The following is a 16,931-nucleotide window of genomic DNA, read 5'->3' as shown; positions in this document are numbered from 1 at the left end:
TGATGTTCCGGGCGTATTCGCGTGACGGCCCGGGGGGTTCGGCGCGTTCTATCTAGTGGGTACACGCGCGACGTCGGTCGGGGTCGGGGGGACGCCGGTCGGGTCGAGTTTCGTGCCTGGTGGGAACGACCGGGCAGGTCCATGCGCGATTGGCCCGGGACGCCTGCCGGCACGACCTGCGGGTGGGGGCACGACACGTGGTCGAACAGACGTCTAGGAGACAGCAGGCCGATGGGATCCCCGAGGACCGAGGAGCAGGAACTGGCGGCCGCGATGCGGACGGCGGCGTCGGAGTTGGTACTCCCCGCCGGGTTGGTCGCGGGGGGAATCACCCGGGGCCGGCGGATGCGGCGGGCCCGGCGGATTCGGATGGGCGCCTCCGTCGTGGCGGTATTGGCCGTGGCGGGCACCGGCCTGGTGGTGGCGGGCGGGAGCGAGGGGGAGCCGAAGAGCCGGGTGGCTTCGGGGCCGGCGGCGGTGGGCGGCGACTCGACCTCGCCGAGTACGAGTCCCCGGCCGGTTGCGGAGCCCTCCACGCCGGGCGGGAAGGAACCGGTCTCGGCTCAGGAGATTGCCCGGGTACTGCTGCAGGTGCAATGGCTCGGCGGCAAGACAGTGGAGCCGCAGGGGCTCTCGTTCACCCCGAAACCGGGCGATTCGACGAGCCGGATCGGCGCTTCCGCAGGCGTGATGCTGAAGGGCGTCAAGTCTTCGACCCGGCTTGCGGTGCAGGTGACGTCGCGTACCTCGCTTTCCGTCCCCGCCTGCGCCGAGGTCGGCAAGTTCGATACCTGTACACCCTTCACCGGGCCGGGTGGCGGTGGATACAGCGCGGAGTCCATGGGGAGCCGCGAGTCGACGGCCGGTGGGAACGGGCAGCCGGGATCGGGTGTGCAGGGGCCGTGGACGCGGTCGGTGCGCCTGCAACGCACGGACGGGGTGGAGATCACGGTGACGGAGACGGCCGAGCGCGGGGTCGTCGGTGCGGCCGTACCGGCGGATGTGCTGCCGCTGCCGCTCGAGCGGCTGATGGAGGTCGCTTTGCTGCCCACGTGGCAGCTCTGGGTGGATCCGGAGGTCAATCGGGCCGCGTCGAAGCAGGTGGCCGAATTTCAGGACCAGTCCGTCACATTGGGTCTTCCCGACACGGTGCCTTACGGGAGGCCGCAGACGGAGCGGCCGCCGGCGGCTCCGACGGGGACTCAGCCGCCGACCCGCTAGGGGTGTTCGGGGCTTGGGCCGATGTGCCGGTGGGTTGGTGCCGGGACTGCGGATGCCGGTGCCGGGGGTGCCTGCCCAGGTGTGACTGCGGTCGGTGTGACTGCGCTGGGTGTGACTGCGCCGCCCCCGGGGTGGGGGCGGCGCGGTCGTGGTGGGTCGGTCGGGTCTAACGCTTGCAGAGGAGGGCATCGGGGGTCTTGGCCGAGCCGACTCGGCCGGTGTAGGCGACGCCGGCCGCGTATTCGTCGGCGTTGCACTGGCCCTTGTACGAGCCGGAGGCGAACTCGCCGCCGGGGTTGCCGGTCGGGCGGTTGTCGCCTCGGTCGAACCACAGGGTGCGGGCCTGGGTGCCGAGCGCCGTGGTGGGTTGGGTGCACAGGATCGCGGACACGGCCGCGCCGCGCACGCTGTAGCCGGTGATCATTCGGCCGGCGGGGCATTCGAGCTTGGTGTAGCCCGCGGCCCAGTCGTTCTGCACGTAGGACTGGTCGCGAACCACCGTGTAGGGCGCGCCGATCGGGGACAGGTCGGGGCCGCCGGCGGTGGTGCACAGGCCGCGGTTTCCGGTGTGCGACAGGCCGATGATGCGCTCGCCGTCGGGGCAGACGCCCTTGCGGGCACCGGAGTCCCAGTCCGGTCGGGTCCGCATCCGCAGCGAGGGTTGGGCGTCGGCGCTGTCCAGGTTGAGCATGTTCCAGCGCGCGGATCCGGGGATCGCACCGGTACGGCCGGCGGCGCCGGTCAGCTTGGTCCAGGCGGCGGCGCGCCAGTCGTTCGGGTCGTCCGCGATGCCGCTGCGGGTGCCGGACGGGTCGAAGCGGAGCAGGGCCCACGAGTCGCCCTGGCCGTTGCCCTTCCAGCCGACCAGCGGCCAGTAGGCGAAGTCGAGGTCGCGGGCCACCAGGTAGTCGGTGAAGTTGGTGAACCAGGCACGGGCGGCCGGATCGGTCTCCTCCGCGCCGGTGCCGAATTCGCTGATCCACACCGGAGCGGTGTGGTGCTGCCCGTCGGTGGTCACGTACTGCGCCGATCGGTCGATCTCGGCGAACAGTTGATCACGCGTCAGGTCCTGGTAGCGGGCGTCGTGGGTTTCGCCCGTGCCGTACGCGCCGCTGTGGTTGGGGCCGGTGTACCCGTAGAAGTGTGCCGAGTAGACCAGCTTGTTCGGGTCGACCAGGGTGTGCGACAGGGTGCGGACCGGAGTCAGCGTGGGGCGGCCGTGGGGCAGGCCGTCGACCGGGATGCCGGTCCAGTTGATGCCTTCGACGATGATCAGCAGGTCCGGGTTGGCCTCGGTCAGGATCCGGTTGCCCGCCTCCAGCGACGCGGCCTGCCAGTCCTTGTCGTTGCCCCAGCCCCAGTTGGGGTCGTCGGTGATGTTGCGCCGGACCTCGTTGTACAGATCGGCGCCGACCACGCGCTTGTTGCTCTTGTAGCGGTTCGCCATGGTGACCCAGTCGGTCACCCAGTCGGCGGTGCTGCGCGTCGTGTTCCAGCGTTCGTTGCCGTCCAGGCCGCAGCACCAACGGGTGGTGCCGGTGTGGTTGTTCAGCACCACCGCGAAGCCGTCGGCGGTCAACGCGGCGACCACCGCGTCGAACACCTGGAGTGGGGTCTTGCCGCGCAGTTGCGGATTGGCGGCGACGGCCGCGTCGGGGACGGTCGTGGTCGTGTGCACCATTTCGTTCGAGAAGGGCAGCCGGATGCTGTTGATCCCGACGGCGTGGAAGCCCGCCAGGATCGTCGGCAGGCTTGCCCGATCGAGGCCCAGCGGCATGCCGTTGGCATTCTCTCCGCTGTGGTGGTTGGTGGCGTTGGCGATGTCGCCGGAGCCGTTCCAGGTGCCCTGGGCACCGGCCCAGTTGGCCGAACGCAGCTTGAATCGTTGGCCGTTCGCGTCGACTATCCAGCGGCCGCTCGTGGACAGGGGGGCTGTCCAGGAGGCGGCGAGGGTGGCTGCCTGCGTGGGTGCGGGCGTGGTGGGTGCGGTGGCGCCGGCTTGTGGGGCGATCAGGAGGCCGGCGGTGAGGGCGGTGAGGGCGAGGGCGGAACGGGTGAGGAGTCGGTGGCCGGCGCGGGGGAGGCCGGGGGCCTTCGGGGTCGGGGGGCGGCGGGTGAGAAGTCGGTGCCTGGTGCGTTGCATCGGTACCTGCTCCGGTTGAGGGTGAGGGATGTGCAGGGGTGCCGGTGGCGCCGGTGGCGCGGATTTTGACGTTGGTGAGTTGGTGAGTTGGTGGTGCGTTGGTGGTGCGGTTTGGGGTGGCGGTTACTCGGGTTCGGTCGGGAGGGAGCCGAGGACTGCCACGTCTTGGGGTGCCAGGGTGATTCGGCGGGTGATCGCGCGGTCGTTGGTGAGCAAGTCCCGGCGAGCGGTCGGGAGATCGATCTCGTGGGCCGCGTCCGTGTGGTTGAGCACGACCAGTACGTCGTACCCGTCGCCGGCCCGGATGGTGGCCTGGACGCCGCGTGGGAGCACCGGCAGTACCGGTTCGACGCCCGCGTCGGCGCAGGCTCGGGCGATCAGGCCGCGCATGGTCGCGGCGTCCGGGCGGGTCGCGATGTAGCGTGCGATGCCCGCGCCGTGGTTGTGTACGGTCGCGGCGGGGCGGCCCGCCCAGTCGGCGCCGGCGAACTCCAATTCGACCCGCGCGCCCTTGAGCGTGACGTCCTCGCGCCACAGGTCCCCGGTGCCCGACGGCGGTGCGTCGCCCGATTCGGCAACTCCCCGTACCGGGAACTGCGTTCCGGCGTCCGCGGGCCAGAACTCCTGCACCGACACGCCCAGTGTCTCCCGCAGGGGACCGGGATATCCGCCCAGATGCACTCGGTCGCAGTCGTCGACGATGCCGCTGAAGAACGACACGACCAGCGACCCGCCGTCGGCGACGAAGCGGGAGAGCTTGTCGCCGTGTTCGGCGGACAGCAGGTAGAGGCTCGGCACGATCACCAGGCGGTAGTCGGACAGGTCGGCCCCCGGATGCACCACGTCCACCCCGACGCCCAGGTCGAACAGGGGTGCGTAGTGGTCGAGTGCGCGATCCAGGTGCCGGACGGCGTCGGAGGGATGCGAGTCGAGTTCGAGGGCCCACCAGCTGTGCCAGTCGGTGAGCAGCGCGACCCGATTGCGGATCCGGGTGCCGACCAGCTCCGGGACTCGGGCCAATTCGACGCCCAGGTCCACCACTTCCCGGAACACCCGGGTCTCCGGTCCGGCGTGCGGCACCATCCCGGAGTGGAACTTCTCGGCCCCACCCCGGGATTGCCGCCACTGGAAGTACATGATCGCGTCGGCCCCCTGGGCAACCGCCTGCCAGCTCCACAACCGCATCCGGCCGGGTGATTTGGCGGCGTTGCGAGCCCGCCAGTTGACCGCGGACGGCGCCTGTTCGGTGAGCAGCCACGGTTCGCCGTTGCCCGCGCAGCGGATCACGTCGTAGCTCATCGCAGCACCGATGTGAGCCTGTGCCCAGTTCGGGTCGGGGTAGCTGTCCAGGGACAGGACGTCCATGGCCGGCGCCCAGTCGTACATGTCCACGCTCTTGAGCCCGGCCAGGAAGTTCGTGGTGACCGGCACGTCGGGAGTGATCCGGCGCAGGATCGCGGTCTCGGCGGTGAAGCACGCGAGCAGCGCGTCGTTGCCGAATCGCTTGAAGTCGAGCTGCTGGGAGGGGTTCGGGTAGGTCGGCGCCGTGCGCGGCGGCAACACCTGGTCGAAGGACGCGTAGCGTTGCGACCAGAAGTCGGTGGACCACGCCTCGTTGAGGGCGTCCACGCTCTTGTAGCGCTCGCTCAGCCAGCGCCGGAAGTCGGCCGCCGACACGTCGCAGAAGCATTCCGCGACATGGCACCCGTATTCGTTGCCGACATGCCACAGCCCGAGCGCCGGGTGGTCCCGGTAGTGCGTGGCGACCGCCTCGACCAGGCGCGCGGCGCGGTCGCGGAAGACCGGCGAGGACGGGCAGAAGTGTTGCCGGCCGCCGGGGGACAGGACCGTGCCATTCGCGGTCGTCGGCAGCACCTCGGGATGCTCGGTGACCAGCCACGGCGGCGGCGCGGCGGTCATCGTGGCCAGGTCGGCGGTGATCCCGTGTGCGGCCAGGTCGTCCATCACCCGGTCGAAGTAGCCGAAGTCGTAGGCATCGCGGGCCGGTTCGACCCGGGCCCAGGCGAAGATCGCGAGGTTGACCACGGTGACCCCGGCCCGGGCCATCAGCGCCAGGTCCTCGGCGCGCGTTGCCTCGGGCCACTGGTCCGGGTTGTAGTCGGCGCCGAAGCCGATGCCGCCGAGGCGGGCGCGCAGTGCGGCCATTCGACCGGCGGGGCGGTGTGTGGTGTCGTTCATCGGTGCGTTGTGGCGCGCGCCGGAGCCGAAGGTCGTTCGGTGCGGCGCCACTTCTCCTTCGGGGTCACTTCGGGGGTGCTGAGGACGAGGGGTGCGCGGGGCGAACTCGTGCCGGAGGCACCGGGCTTCGGTGGTGCGGAGTGGGCAGGCAGGAATCGGCCGTACGGCGCGCGGGCGGACTCCCGCATCGCGGGCGAGCGGCGTGCGCGCGTGGCCGTGCGCGGTGCGGGTGCGGACCGGGGCCGTGGTGACGGATCGTCAGGGTGCGCCGGGTGCCGAGGTGCTGTCCCGGACGATCAGGGTCGGGGCGACCGGCGTGGCTCCGTGGACGGTGGCGTGACCGGTGCGGAACTGGTCGAACAGCAGCGCCACGCACTGCCGGCCGACCTCCTCGAAGTCCTGGTGGATGGTGGTGAGCGAGGGCAGGAACCAGGCCGATTCGGCGAGATCGTCGAAGCCGACCACGCTGACCTCGTCCGGGACCCGGCGACCCGCCTCGTGCAGTGCGCGCACCACGCCCAGTGCCATCTGGTCGTTGCCCGCGAAGATCGCGGACACCTCCGGATTCGCGGCCAGTTCGAGGCCGGCCGCGTAGCCGCTGGCGGCGCTCCAATCGCCGTACAGCAGCGGCGGGACGGGCGCACCGGCCGCCTTGAGCGTGCGATGCCAGGATTCGGCGCGCCGCCGGGCGGCGTAGGAGTCCTGGGGCCCGCAGACGTGCCACACAGTGCGGTGGCCGAGTTCGAGCAGGTGAGTGGTGGCCAGTCGGGCGCCCTCGGCCTGGTTGGTGTCCACGCCGGGATGCCGCCGACTCTCCTCGCCGTCGACCACCACCACCGGCAGGCCGGAGGGCAGTCGTAGCGCGGGGGTGTCCAGGATCTGTGCCTCGATCAGGATGATGCCGTCCACGGCCTGCACGGTGAGTCGATCGAAGGCGTCGCGTACGGCGCTTTCGGTCTGTGCCCGCACGCTCACCACGTTGACCGAGTAGTCCGCGTCCTGCGCGGCGGCGACGATGGCCTCCAGGGTGCGGGCGTTGCCGTACGCGTTCAGGCCGAAGCTGATCACGCCGAGCATCCGGAACTTGCCGGTGGCCAGGGCCCGTGCGGCCGTGTTCGGCCGATAGCCGAGCATCTGCATCGCGGCGAGCACCCGCTCGCGGGTCGCCTCGTCCACGTTGCTGCGGTGGTTGGCGACGCGCGAGACGGTCTGGCTGGAGACCCCTGCCATCGCGGCGACATCGGCCATGGACGGCGGCCGGGTCCGTGCTTCGAACGACCCGCCCGATTCCGGCTTCGCCACCTCTCCGTCCTTCGCCATGCCCCGATCCTTTCACTCACGCCGTCCGCACGCTCGGGCCGTCCGCACACTCACGCCATCCGTGCCGGGCGGCGGGTGCGCTCATGTTCGCGCAAACACGATTCCCGGTCAACAGCGCGTCGCGATCGACTTCACGGAAGCGCCAAAAGCCATATTTGCGCGGGAAACTTCCCGCAGAGATGGCTATTGACAGGTCGTCAGGCTGACGGAACACTCTCGAAACGCGCCGCGATGTTGGCGCAAACATTCGTCGGGGGTGACTGCCCCCGCGATCGTCGTTCCCGAATCCCGCGACTGTCGTTCCCGAACCCCGCGACCGTCGCCTTTTCCCAACCCCAGTGATCGTCGTTCCCGAAATCCCGTGACCACTGTTCCCGAAATCCCGCGAGCGTCCCGGAGGACCTTCCGTGAGAGTCGACCCGGTCCCGTGCCGCTGCCGGGGCACGTGGTGAAGCGCGGCGCCCTGCGGCGCAACCTCACCGGCCACGCCTTCTTCTTCCCGTTCCTGGTGGTCTTCGTCATCGGCGTCGCCGCACCGCTCGCCTACGCGTTCCGGCTCAGCCTGTACGAGGACCGGATGATCGGGGGCACGGTCTTCGTCGGCTTCGACAACTACTCGAAGGCGCTGAGCGACCACCTGTTCTCCGCCGGACTGGCCCGGGTCGCGCTGTTCTTCGCGATCCAGGTACCGCTGATGTTGGCCCTGTCGCTGCTCGCCGCGTTGGCCATCGACAGCGGTCGGTTGCGTGGTGCGAGCCTGTTCCGGGTGGGCATCTTCGTGCCGTACGCGGTGCCCGGTGTGGTCGCGGCGCTGATGTGGGGCTACATGTACGGCAACCGGTTCGGTCTGTCCGCCGAGTTGGGCGACCTGTTCGGTACCGAACTGCCGAATCTGCTGGGCCCGGACTGGATGCTCGCGTCCATCGGCAACGTGGTGACCTGGTCCTACGTGGGCTACAACATGATGATCCTCTACGCGGCACTGCGGGCGATTCCCGAAGAGCTGTACGAGGCGGCCGAGATGGATGGCGCGGGTGCGTTTCGGACCGCGTGGAGCATCAAACTCCCGGCGCTGAAACCGGCGTTGCTGCTCGCCACCACGTTCTCGGTGATCGGCAGCTTCCAACTGTTCAACGAGCCGAGCATCCTGTCCGCGCTCGCCCCGGCGTCGGTCCCGACCAACTACACCCCGAACCTGTACGCCTACAACCTCGCGTTCAGCGGACGCCAGTTCAACTACTCGGCCGCCATCGCGGTGGTGCTCGGTGTGGTGACCGTGTTCGTCGCGTACCTGGTGCAACTGGCCACCGCCCGACGGGAGCGCATGCAGTGAGTACCTCGACTCTGCCGGATCGTCCGAGTGCGGCCGGCGACGCGCGCAATCGGTTCCTTCGTCCTCGGGGACGGCGGCCGGATCGCGGGAGCGGCGGGCGTGGTGGACGTGGTGGACGGGGTGGGCGCGGCGATCGACGCAATCGCAAGAGCACCGCGCTGACCGTCGCGATGGCGCTGATGCTCGGCTATACGCTCCTGCCGCTGGTCTGGCTGATGTTCGGCGCGACCAAGTCCAACGAGGGGCTGTTGTCGTCGCGTGGGTTGTGGTTCGCCGACGACTTCAACCTCTTCGACAACATCCACGACGTCCTCACCTACGAAGACGGCATCTATCTGCGCTGGTTCGCGAACAACCTGCTGTACTCGGTGGTCGGTGCGGGTGGCGCGGCGATGATCGCCACACTCGGCGGGTATGCGCTGGCCAAGTTCGAATTCGCCGGACGCAGGCTGATGTTCGCGCTGGTGCTGGGCGCGATTTCGATCCCGGGTACGGCGCTGGCGGTGCCGACGTATCTGCTGTTCAGCGACGTTGGCATCGTGAACACCCCGTGGGCGGTCATCCTGCCGTCCCTGGCCAGCCCGTTCGGGCTGTACCTGATGCGGGTGTACGCGGCGGACGCGGTGCCGGACGCGATGTTGGAGGCGGCCCGGATGGACGGCGCGGGCGAGTTGCGGATCTTCTTCACCATCTCGCTGCGGTTGCTCGCGCCGGGCTTCGTGACGGTGTTGCTGTTCGCGCTCGTGGCGACCTGGAACAACTACTTCCTGCCGTTGATCGTGCTCAACGACCCGAACTGGTTCCCGCTGACGGTCGGCCTCAACCGGTGGAACGGGCAGGCCAACGGCGGCAGCGTGGCGGGCAGTACGTCGATCTATCCGATCCTGCTGACCGGCAGCCTGCTGGCGATCGTGCCGTTGATCGTGGCGTTCCTGTTCCTGCAGCGGTTCTGGCAGTCCGGGCTTTCGGCGGGTGGGGTCAAGCAGTAGGTGCGGGCCTGGCGGCTGGGGCCGGGCGGCCGGGCGGCCGGGCGGCCTGGCGGCCACGTGGCCGGGCGGCCCGGTGGCCCGGTCGGGCGCTTGGTAGGGCTTCTTTTCTTTCCTTTGTATTTCGCATGCCTCCTTTCTTCGCACGTCCCCGAGTTCGCGAATTCCCTTTGGAGTGGGCACACATGAATGCAAAACCGTCGATCGCCGGTCGCCGCGGCCTGCGTGGGTCGACCTCGATGACCGCAGCGGTCACCGTCGCCGCGCTCGCCCTGTCGCTCGCCGCGTGCGGGTCGGACGGCAAGTCCGAGGACGACAAGGGCGGCAAGGGCGGCAAGCAGGCCGACCCGGCGGCGGTCGCGGGGGCTCTCGACCAGCCCGCCGAGATCACCTTCTGGAGCTGGGTGCCCAACATCGACAGGACCGTGGCACTCTTCGAGAAGAAGTACCCGAAGGTGCACGTCAAGTTGGTCAACGTGGGCCAATCGGCCGACCAGTACACGAAGTTGCAGGCAGCGCTCAAGGCCGGCAACGGTGCCCCGGACGTGGCGCAGATCGAATACTTCGCGCTGCCGCAGTTCGCGATCACCAAGCAATTGGTCAACCTCGCCGACTTCGGCGCCGCGTCGCTTCGGGACAAGTTCGCCGCGTCCGCCTGGTCGCAGGTCAACGTGGCCGGCGGGATCTACGGCGTCCCGCAGGACACCGGCCCGATGGCGATGTTCTACCGCAAGGACATTCTGGACAAGCTCGGCGCGACGCCGCCGAAGACCTGGGCCGAGGTGGCCGAACTGGGCAAGAAGGTCAAGGCGGCCGACCCGGGGAACTTCGTCACCTACCTCGACCCGGGCGACGCGGGCCAGGCGAACAGCCTGATCTGGCAGCAGGGCGGCAAGCCGTACCAGGTCTCCGGCGAGACCTCGGCCGCGGTCAAGCTCAAGGAGGACCCGGGCACGGCGAAGTGGGCGGCCACGTGGGGCCCGATGCTGGCGGACAAGACGGTGGAATCCACGCCGAGTTGGAACGAGGAGTGGTGGAAGTCGATGGGGGCCGGCAAGTACGCGCTGTGGCTGGCCGGTGCGTGGGCGCCCGCGGTGTTGCAGAAGAACATCCCGCAGGGCGCCGGTCAGTGGGCCGTTGCGCCGATGCCGACCGGTGACGGTGCGCCGGGCAGCGCGGAGAACGGCGGTTCCTCGGTCGCGGTGACGAAGCAGGCCAAGAACAAGGCGGCTTCGGTTGCCTTCGCCACGTGGTTGAACTCCGACCCCGAGGCGGTCAAGTCGCTGAACACCGATGTCGGCCTGTTCCCGGCTACCCGACAACTGCTCGACGACCCGGGCTTCCGCGGCGCGGACCTCCCGTACTTCCCGGGTACGAAGCCGAACGAGGTGTTCGCGCAGATGTCCGGCGCGGTGCGGCCGGAGTGGCAGTACCTGCCCTTCCAGGTGTACGCGAACAGCATCTTCAAGGACACCATCGGCCAGGCGTATCGGCCCGGTGGCGACCTGCCGGGAGCGCTGGCCGGCTGGCAGGAGCGGATCGTCTCGTTCGGCAAGGAGCAGGGTTTCAGCATGAAGTGACGCCTGCTCGGCAGGTGGCAGGTGGCAGGTGGCAGGTGGTGCGTGGCGCCCGGCCGGTGATTGTTCTTACCCGGCCGGGTGGTGTCGGGGTGGCGGTGGGCCGAACGGGGGGCCCACCGCCACCGGTTGGTGGGCGCGCGGAGGGAATCGGTGAACGTGGGAGAGCAGAGCGTCATGGCGAATCGTGGGTCGATCGAGGACGGCGTGCTCGCGCTGGAGCCGCGCGTCGGCGAACGCTGGTGGGGCGGAGCGAGCGCCGACGGCCGCCGGATGCCGTTCACCGACGGGTACGAGATCGACCTGCGGGATGTGAAGGCCAATCAGGGCATGCCGGTGCTGCTTTCCGACCACGGCCGATGGGTGCACTGCACACGGCCGTTCACGTTTCGGATCCGGGAGGGACGGCCGGTGATCGAGGTCCCCGGGAGGTCGGGGGCCGCGGAGGCCGGTGAGGGCTTCGGGGCTGCGGACGCGGATGTGGTCGTCGATACGGGTGTGGCCGCAGGGGGCACGTTGCGGGACGCGTACCTGGAGGTGATGCAGCGTCACTACCCGGCCACCGGTGGGCTGCCGGACCCGTTGTTGTTTACCGCGCCGCAGTACAACCTGTGGATCGAGACGGTCTTCGAGCCCACCCAGGACAAGGTGCTCGCCTACGCGGAAGACCTGCTGCGGCACGGATTTCCGCCCGGCGTGCTGATGATCGACGACCGGTGGAGCGAGGACTACGGGACCTGGACCTTCCACCCGGGGCGCTTCCCGGACCCGGCCGGCATGGTCGCGCGGCTGCACGAACTCGGCTTCCGGGTGATGTTGTGGCTGGTGCCGTACGTGACCCCGGACTCGCCGACCTGCCGGCAACTCAACGATCAGGGGCTGTTGATCCGCCGCCCGGACGGGTACTTCGGCGTGCACGCGTGGTGGAACGGCTACAGCGCGGGGTTGGACCTGCTCGATCCGAACGCGACCGGCTGGCTGCGGGCGCAGTTGACGGAGCTTCAGGAGTCGGTCGGCATCGACGGGTTCAAGTTCGACGGGGGCGACGCGCCGTTCTGGCGGGCGCTCGGTGTGGCCGACCCGGAGGCGTACACGCACGCGTGGAACCGATTCGGCGCGCAGTGGCCGCTGAACGAGTTCCGCGATTCGTGGCGGGCGGCCGGGTTGCCGCTGGCCCAGCGCCAACAGGACAAGTACCACCTGTGGGAAGGACGATTCGGGCTGGAGAGCCTGGTCCCGAACGCCCTCGCCCAGTCGATCACGGGCCACGCGTTCACCTGCCCGGACATGATTGGCGGCGGCGAGTTCCGCTTCGTCCCGGGCCCGGACGGCGAAGGCTTCGACCCCGAGCTGTTCGTCCGATACGCGCAGACCGCCGCGCTCTTCCCGATGATGCAATTCTCCGCGGCACCGTGGCGGGTGCTGGACGCGGAGCACCTCGACGCGTGCCGGGCCGCCGCCCGCCTGCACACCGAGCTGGGCCCGGAGATCCTGACCCTGGCCCGCGCCGCGGCACACACCGGCGAGCCGATCCAGCGCCCCCTCGACTACGCCTTCCCGGGCCGGGGCTACGCCGCCGTCACCGACCAGTTCCTGCTCGGCGACACGATCCTGGTCGCCCCCGTGACCACCAAGGGCGCCCACTCCCGCAAGGTCACCATCCCCCCGGGCACCTGGCAGGCCGACGACGGCACCACCCACCACGGCCCCACCGAGATCACCGTCGACACCCCATTGACCCGCCTCCCCTGGTTCCGCCGCATGCCCACCACCCCCGACCTCACGCAGAGGTGACCGGCCCCACGCCCCAACGGCACGAACCACCCCCACGGATTCGGTAGGCTGTCCTCTCGCATCCGGGCGCATAGCTCAGTTGGTTAGAGCACTGCTCTTACAAAGCAGGGGTCGACAGTTCGAGTCTGTCTGTGCCCACCGGTTAGACAGCACAGCTCAGAGCCCATAAGAGGCGGCTGACCTGCGGATTCCCGCAGATCAGCCGCCTCTTTGTCGTACCTGGTGACTGCTCTGGTGTGCTGCTGTGTGCTGTGAACTGCTGTGGATTGCACAAGATCATCTCCCATAGTTCTCCCACTTGCAGCCAGGAGCACTTGAGAGCACACAGGAGCAGGCCGAGCGCCGGGGGCCCGACATCGGCGCCAAATCGATGAACCGAACCCCCGACGCGTCTTTGGGTGTCCGTCCGTCCTAGCCTGCGGATTGCGCGATTGGAAGATCGTTTCGCCGCTTCACCCGATAGAGCTAAGAGGGTATCGGATGTTTGTTCGAAAATGTCTTTCGAATGATCTGTACCGGACCAGAAATGATCCGAGCCGCAGACTGCACCCGTGCCAGCCGATGCGTCCTACCGACGAGTCGCTGCGGCCCTTCGCCGACGTATCGTCTCCGGCGAACTCGTACCCGGCACTCCCGTCCCCTCCCGCACGCAGATCGTCCAGCAGTACGGCGTCAGCCTGGGCGCCGCCCAGCGGGCGTTCCGTGTCCTCCGTGCGGAGGGACTTGTCGAGGGATCGGAGCGCCACCGCCTCACCGTGGCGCATCCTCCGGCTGTGCGGATCCTCATCGACGCTGCGGCACCCTGGCCCCACGGGACGGGAGACCGCCGACTCGAACGCGCCGCCGCACCGGCCGACATCGCCGTCCTGCTCGACGTCTCCGTCGGAGCCCGGGTCGAGCGCGAGCAGACCGAACTCCTGGATCCCGACGGCCGAACCTCGCACGCGCTCGTCCGGTACAGCGTCCGCCTCCGACCGGCGCCCGGGCAGCATGTGCACGCCGAGACGGTTGCGCGTGCCGCCGCACCGGGTGAGGCGGGGATGCTCGGGGTGGCCATCGGGTCCATCCTCCAGGTGGTGCGGGTGGTCAGGTACGCGCGGGACGGACGGCCCGCGGCGGTCGACGAGTTGCTGCTGCCGGCGGACCGGTGGCGGGTCCGGCTCGGGTAGGTCACACCGGCCGCGAGAGCGCCGTGCTGCCGACGTACATCTCGTCGGCGGGCGCGATGAGCGTCTCCCGCTTCTCCGGCGACCAGCCGCGGGTGTACTCGACCATCCACCGGTCGCCGGTGTCCTGCCACACGCGGGTGACGGTGCCGTAGTGGTGGTTGCCGTCGGCGACCTTGCGCCACAGGTTGTCGCCGACGGACCAGGGGGCCGAGCTGGACATGACCTCTCCAGGGTTGGGTGTGAGTGGTGGTCCTCGCCCGGCCGCCGTCGGGGGTACCTGCGGCCGGGCGAGGGTGGGTGGGGCCCGGCGGCGTGGAATCACCGCCGGGCCGAGTCGCCCGCGAACGGTCGGGCGACGGGGTGGCCGGCCCGGCGGCGCGGTGGGGTGCGCGGGCCGGGCCGGAGGCCGCGAGCGGTACCGAGCCGCAGCGGCCGGGGGGCGGCTCGTCAGCCGCGAGGATCCGGGCGGTCGGTCCAGTCCGACGGATCGAGCACGTCCGCCAACTCGTAGACCAGGACCGTGTGGCACAGCGCGGTGTCGACCAGCGGGGTCGACTCGGTCGGGCGCGAGTGCCAGGCCAGCAGGCACGAGTCGTCGTCCAGCGCCGGTATCTCGATGCACCGCTCGCGGGACGCGTCCGACCCCAGAGCCTGGATCCCGGGCGGCCACCGGAGGCTGGCGGTAGTGCCGGGCGGCACCAAGATGTGCACCCACTCCCGACCGTACAGCTCGTGCACGATCGCTCCCGGAGTCCCGCCCGCGACGGCGCGCACTGCGTTCGCCACGTCCAGGCCGCGCAGGCCAGCGATACGGACGACGTCGAAGTGCTCCCCGATGCGCACGAGTTGCGAGTACTCGCGGGGGACCCACTCCGGTCGCCCGGTCGGGGGTGCCGCGATCGAGTGCCGATCTGCTGTCATGCCCATGAGCCTGCCGCGCAGCGTCTACCGTGACCAGTAGCGACGCCTGTACACCGCCTGTACACGTGATCGTCCGGTCGTGCGGGTCGCGTACAAGCCCGTACAGAACGACGCCCCGCGCATACACGCCCATACACGGGAGGCTCATGCAAGTGGACGGACAAGCGAACCCTGCCACGCAGATCTTCGGTACCCAACTGCGCTATCTCCGCGAGCAGCTCGGCATGGCCGTCTCGCAAGTCGGCGACGCCGTAGGCAACTCACCCCACACTGTCAACTCGTGGGAACGTGGCGTCCGCGTACCCAACCCGGACGCCATCCGGATGCTCGATGAACTCCTGCAGGCCAACGGTGCTCTGATCGCGGCCATCGAACCGCTCTCCAGCCCACTTTTCCCTGGCAAGTTCCGCGAGTACGCGGAGCTGGAGACCAAGGTCGTCAGCCTGTATTCGTACAACCCTCTGGCCGTGCCCGGTCTGCTGCAGACCGAGGCGTATGCCCATGCGGCGATCAGCGCGAGCGTTCCGCCCCTGGATGACGAAGAGGTCAATCGTCTCGTCGCGGCCCGCATCGGGCGCCAGGAACTCCTCACTCGCAAGCCTCAGCCGGTCCTAGGGTTCGTGATAGAAGAAGCCGCCCTACGTCGTCCTTTGGGCGGGAAGCCGATCCTTTGCGAGCAGTTGAAGCGGATCGTCGAGTGTGCGTACATGCGCAACATCACGATCCAGGTGATGCCCATGGACATCGACGAACACAGCGGGTTGGAAGGTCCGATGATCCTGATTCGCACCCACAAGGGGCGAGACCTCGTGTACATCGAGGGTCAGGCTGGCGGCTCCTGGGTGTCCGATCCTGAGCAGGCTGCGGTCATTGCGCAGAGACATGGCAGGATCCAGACGCAGGCCCTCCGGGCGGCAGAGTCCATCACGCTGATCGAGCAGATTGCAGGGGACCTATGAGCAGTGAGCACACCACCGCGAGTGCATGGCGGAAGAGCACCTACAGCGGCAATCAGGGCGGCGACTGCGTCGAGGTCGCCCCGCTGACCAGCTCGGTCGGCGTCCGCGACAGCAAGTTCAGCGATTCGCCGATCATCACCACCGGCACCGAGGCATGGGCTGCATTCCTCGACGCCACCCGCTGACACAACGGACCGCCCCGTCCCCAGGGCTGCTGGAGACGGGGCGGTCGCATGTCCGGACCCGACCATGATGCACCGGTCGCCCGCCACGGGGGCGCACAACGAGGCGGTCACCCACCCGAGTGCGCCGGCTACCGATCACCCGGGCCGCGGTGCCACGCTGTCCGCATGGACACCACCCCGGACATCCACCTCACCATCACCGGCACCGGCCTCCACGCCCGCATCACCGACCAGGCCCTTGCCGTAGTCGACGACGAACTGCGCGCCGACTACGAGCGCACTGTCAGCCAGGCCCTCACGGCCGCCGCCGCAGCATGGGACAACCACCGCTACGACGAGTTCGCAATCCACCTCGCCCGGGCCACCGAAACCCTCACCGAGATTCAGCGCATGGCCGTCACCTGCGGCGACCGCGCTGGCTACGACGAGATGACCGCCCGGGCCCGCGAAATCATCGCCGACGGCGAGAGGATCACCTGATGTCGTACTCCATCAGCTACGACCGCAGGGCCCGCCAGCAGGCGGCGAACCTCCCGAGGCTCGCGCAGAGCGCCCTGTCCGGCGCGGAGTCCCGGCTCGCGAGCGACCCGTGGGGCTGCACCCAAGCCGCGGGACACCTCAAGGAGATGCGGCACATGGAGTTCACCGCGGGCGGCCTGATCACCCTGACCATCCAGGTCCAGACCAGCACCGTGGTCATCATGGACATCACCTACGTCGGATGAGCCACCCGACCGCCGGTCTCGCCCGCCGGCCCGGTGTCGGACCCGGCCGGTAGCGTCGGCCGGATGCACGACACGCACGACACCCCAACGCTCGACGCCGCCAAAGCCCGCTGGGACGCTGCGCACGCCGCGGTCACCGCCCACTCCGCGAAGGGCTGGCGGAACGACGAGCCCGCGCCCGAGGACGAGGCCGAGCGGGAGGCGTGGGACGCCGAGCATGCCGCCTGGGCGGCCGAGTGGGACCGGCTCCAGGCCGAGGCGCGGGCCGCCGCCGTCGCGCTGCACCGGGCGCGGCAGGCCGGCTCCGAGTAGGGCGGGCGGCCAGCACCGACACCACCGAGCCCGCCGCGCCGATCAGCGCGGCCACCACGTCCCACATGCGCACCTCCGAGTCGGGCC

At 69.6% G+C, this 16,931-nt stretch carries 16 protein-coding genes and 1 tRNA gene; 12 read left to right on the top strand and 5 right to left on the bottom strand.

Annotated elements, in window-relative coordinates; translation table 11 throughout:
• Window positions 1–369: 369 nt before the first annotated feature.
• Window positions 370–1,221, top strand: coding sequence for a hypothetical protein (locus ABZ374_RS14050; protein ID WP_360310513.1), 852 nt, complete (start codon window positions 370–372; stop codon window positions 1,219–1,221).
• A gap of 166 nt (window positions 1,222–1,387) precedes the next feature.
• Here the strand turns inward: ABZ374_RS14050 and ABZ374_RS14045 are convergent, their stop codons facing one another.
• The 3 genes from ABZ374_RS14045 to ABZ374_RS14035 all read right to left on the bottom strand — a co-directional run bounded on the left by ABZ374_RS14045 (window position 1,388) and on the right by ABZ374_RS14035 (window position 6,811).
• Window positions 1,388–3,364, bottom strand: coding sequence for a cellulase family glycosylhydrolase (locus ABZ374_RS14045; RefSeq protein WP_360310511.1), 1,977 nt, complete (start codon window positions 3,362–3,364; stop codon window positions 1,388–1,390).
• 123 nt (window positions 3,365–3,487) lie between these two features.
• Window positions 3,488–5,563 (bottom strand): beta-galactosidase, encoded by a 2,076-nt coding sequence (locus ABZ374_RS14040; protein WP_360310509.1) that lies wholly within the window; start codon window positions 5,561–5,563, stop codon window positions 3,488–3,490.
• A gap of 258 nt (window positions 5,564–5,821) precedes the next feature.
• On the bottom strand, window positions 5,822–6,811 hold the full coding sequence (locus ABZ374_RS14035) for a LacI family DNA-binding transcriptional regulator (protein WP_360310749.1): 990 nt from the start codon (window positions 6,809–6,811) through the stop codon (window positions 5,822–5,824).
• A 520-nt stretch (window positions 6,812–7,331) separates the two neighbouring features.
• Here ABZ374_RS14035 and ABZ374_RS14030 point away from each other — a divergent pair.
• The 6 genes from ABZ374_RS14030 to ABZ374_RS14005 all read left to right on the top strand — a co-directional run bounded on the left by ABZ374_RS14030 (window position 7,332) and on the right by ABZ374_RS14005 (window position 13,742).
• Window positions 7,332–8,216, top strand: coding sequence for a sugar ABC transporter permease (locus ABZ374_RS14030; RefSeq protein WP_360310747.1), 885 nt, complete (start codon window positions 7,332–7,334; stop codon window positions 8,214–8,216).
• Window positions 8,217–8,374: 158 nt separating this feature from the next.
• The gene (locus ABZ374_RS14025) at window positions 8,375–9,205 is read left to right on the top strand and encodes a carbohydrate ABC transporter permease (RefSeq protein WP_360310745.1); all 831 of its coding nucleotides are present in this window, start codon (window positions 8,375–8,377) and stop codon (window positions 9,203–9,205) included.
• A gap of 182 nt (window positions 9,206–9,387) precedes the next feature.
• Window positions 9,388–10,782: a sugar ABC transporter substrate-binding protein gene (locus ABZ374_RS14020; RefSeq protein ID WP_360310507.1), complete on the top strand. Its 1,395-nt coding sequence runs from the start codon at window positions 9,388–9,390 to the stop codon at window positions 10,780–10,782.
• Between the two features lie 150 nt (window positions 10,783–10,932).
• Window positions 10,933–12,573 (top strand): glycoside hydrolase family 31 protein, encoded by a 1,641-nt coding sequence (locus tag ABZ374_RS14015; protein WP_360310505.1) that lies wholly within the window; start codon window positions 10,933–10,935, stop codon window positions 12,571–12,573.
• A gap of 64 nt (window positions 12,574–12,637) precedes the next feature.
• Window positions 12,638–12,711, top strand: a tRNA-Val gene (locus ABZ374_RS14010).
• Window positions 12,712–13,124: 413 nt separating this feature from the next.
• Window positions 13,125–13,742 carry a GntR family transcriptional regulator gene (locus ABZ374_RS14005; protein ID WP_360310503.1) on the top strand — a complete coding sequence of 206 codons (618 nt, stop codon included), beginning with the start codon at window positions 13,125–13,127 and terminating at the stop codon, window positions 13,740–13,742.
• Window position 13,743: 1 nt separating this feature from the next.
• Here the strand turns inward: ABZ374_RS14005 and ABZ374_RS14000 are convergent, their stop codons facing one another.
• Window positions 13,744–13,962 carry a hypothetical protein gene (locus ABZ374_RS14000; protein WP_360310501.1) on the bottom strand — a complete coding sequence of 73 codons (219 nt, stop codon included), beginning with the start codon at window positions 13,960–13,962 and terminating at the stop codon, window positions 13,744–13,746.
• Between the two features lie 227 nt (window positions 13,963–14,189).
• Window positions 14,190–14,663, bottom strand: coding sequence for a hypothetical protein (locus ABZ374_RS13995; RefSeq protein ID WP_360310499.1), 474 nt, complete (start codon window positions 14,661–14,663; stop codon window positions 14,190–14,192).
• A gap of 146 nt (window positions 14,664–14,809) precedes the next feature.
• On the opposite strand from ABZ374_RS13995, the gene ABZ374_RS13990 reads away from it, so the two are divergent.
• The 5 genes from ABZ374_RS13990 to ABZ374_RS13970 all read left to right on the top strand — a co-directional run bounded on the left by ABZ374_RS13990 (window position 14,810) and on the right by ABZ374_RS13970 (window position 16,844).
• Window positions 14,810–15,622: a helix-turn-helix transcriptional regulator gene (locus ABZ374_RS13990; RefSeq protein WP_360310497.1), complete on the top strand. Its 813-nt coding sequence runs from the start codon at window positions 14,810–14,812 to the stop codon at window positions 15,620–15,622.
• Window positions 15,619–15,807, top strand: a complete 189-nt coding sequence (locus tag ABZ374_RS13985; protein WP_360310495.1) for a DUF397 domain-containing protein — start codon at window positions 15,619–15,621, stop codon at window positions 15,805–15,807. Before ABZ374_RS13990 ends, ABZ374_RS13985 begins: the two co-directional genes overlap by 4 nt.
• 165 nt (window positions 15,808–15,972) lie before the next feature.
• Window positions 15,973–16,287, top strand: a complete 315-nt coding sequence (locus ABZ374_RS13980; protein ID WP_360310493.1) for a hypothetical protein — start codon at window positions 15,973–15,975, stop codon at window positions 16,285–16,287.
• Window positions 16,287–16,532: a hypothetical protein gene (locus ABZ374_RS13975; protein ID WP_360310491.1), complete on the top strand. Its 246-nt coding sequence runs from the start codon at window positions 16,287–16,289 to the stop codon at window positions 16,530–16,532. Before ABZ374_RS13980 ends, ABZ374_RS13975 begins: the two co-directional genes overlap by 1 nt.
• A 63-nt stretch (window positions 16,533–16,595) precedes the next feature.
• A complete protein-coding gene (locus tag ABZ374_RS13970; RefSeq protein ID WP_360310489.1) occupies window positions 16,596–16,844 on the top strand; it encodes a hypothetical protein in 249 nt (82 codons plus the stop codon).
• Window positions 16,845–16,931: the final 87 nt, after the last annotated feature.

The sequence above is a fragment of the Embleya sp. NPDC005971 genome (genome assembly GCF_040629175.1).
Lineage (GTDB): Bacteria > Actinomycetota > Actinomycetes > Streptomycetales > Streptomycetaceae > Embleya.
This window is presented reverse-complemented; position numbering and strand designations above follow the sequence as displayed.

What these genes read in the sequence shown, in the direction of transcription:
- ABZ374_RS14050 (WP_360310513.1), top strand. Translation starts at nt 370, where the DNA reads ATGGGCGCCTCCGTCGTGGCGGTATTGGCCGTGGCGGGCACCGGCCTG.
- ABZ374_RS14045 (WP_360310511.1), bottom strand. Translation starts at nt 3,364, where the DNA reads ATGCAACGCACCAGGCACCGACTTCTCACCCGCCGCCCCCCGACCCCG.
- ABZ374_RS14040 (WP_360310509.1), bottom strand. Translation starts at nt 5,563, where the DNA reads ATGAACGACACCACACACCGCCCCGCCGGTCGAATGGCCGCACTGCGC.
- ABZ374_RS14035 (WP_360310749.1), bottom strand. Translation starts at nt 6,811, where the DNA reads ATGGCCGATGTCGCCGCGATGGCAGGGGTCTCCAGCCAGACCGTCTCG.
- ABZ374_RS14020 (WP_360310507.1), top strand. Translation starts at nt 9,388, where the DNA reads ATGAATGCAAAACCGTCGATCGCCGGTCGCCGCGGCCTGCGTGGGTCG.
- ABZ374_RS14000 (WP_360310501.1), bottom strand. Translation starts at nt 13,962, where the DNA reads ATGTCCAGCTCGGCCCCCTGGTCCGTCGGCGACAACCTGTGGCGCAAG.
- ABZ374_RS13995 (WP_360310499.1), bottom strand. Translation starts at nt 14,663, where the DNA reads ATGACAGCAGATCGGCACTCGATCGCGGCACCCCCGACCGGGCGACCG.
- ABZ374_RS13990 (WP_360310497.1), top strand. Translation starts at nt 14,810, where the DNA reads ATGCAAGTGGACGGACAAGCGAACCCTGCCACGCAGATCTTCGGTACC.
- ABZ374_RS13985 (WP_360310495.1), top strand. Translation starts at nt 15,619, where the DNA reads ATGAGCAGTGAGCACACCACCGCGAGTGCATGGCGGAAGAGCACCTAC.
- ABZ374_RS13980 (WP_360310493.1), top strand. Translation starts at nt 15,973, where the DNA reads ATGGACACCACCCCGGACATCCACCTCACCATCACCGGCACCGGCCTC.
- ABZ374_RS13975 (WP_360310491.1), top strand. Translation starts at nt 16,287, where the DNA reads ATGTCGTACTCCATCAGCTACGACCGCAGGGCCCGCCAGCAGGCGGCG.
- ABZ374_RS13970 (WP_360310489.1), top strand. Translation starts at nt 16,596, where the DNA reads ATGCACGACACGCACGACACCCCAACGCTCGACGCCGCCAAAGCCCGC.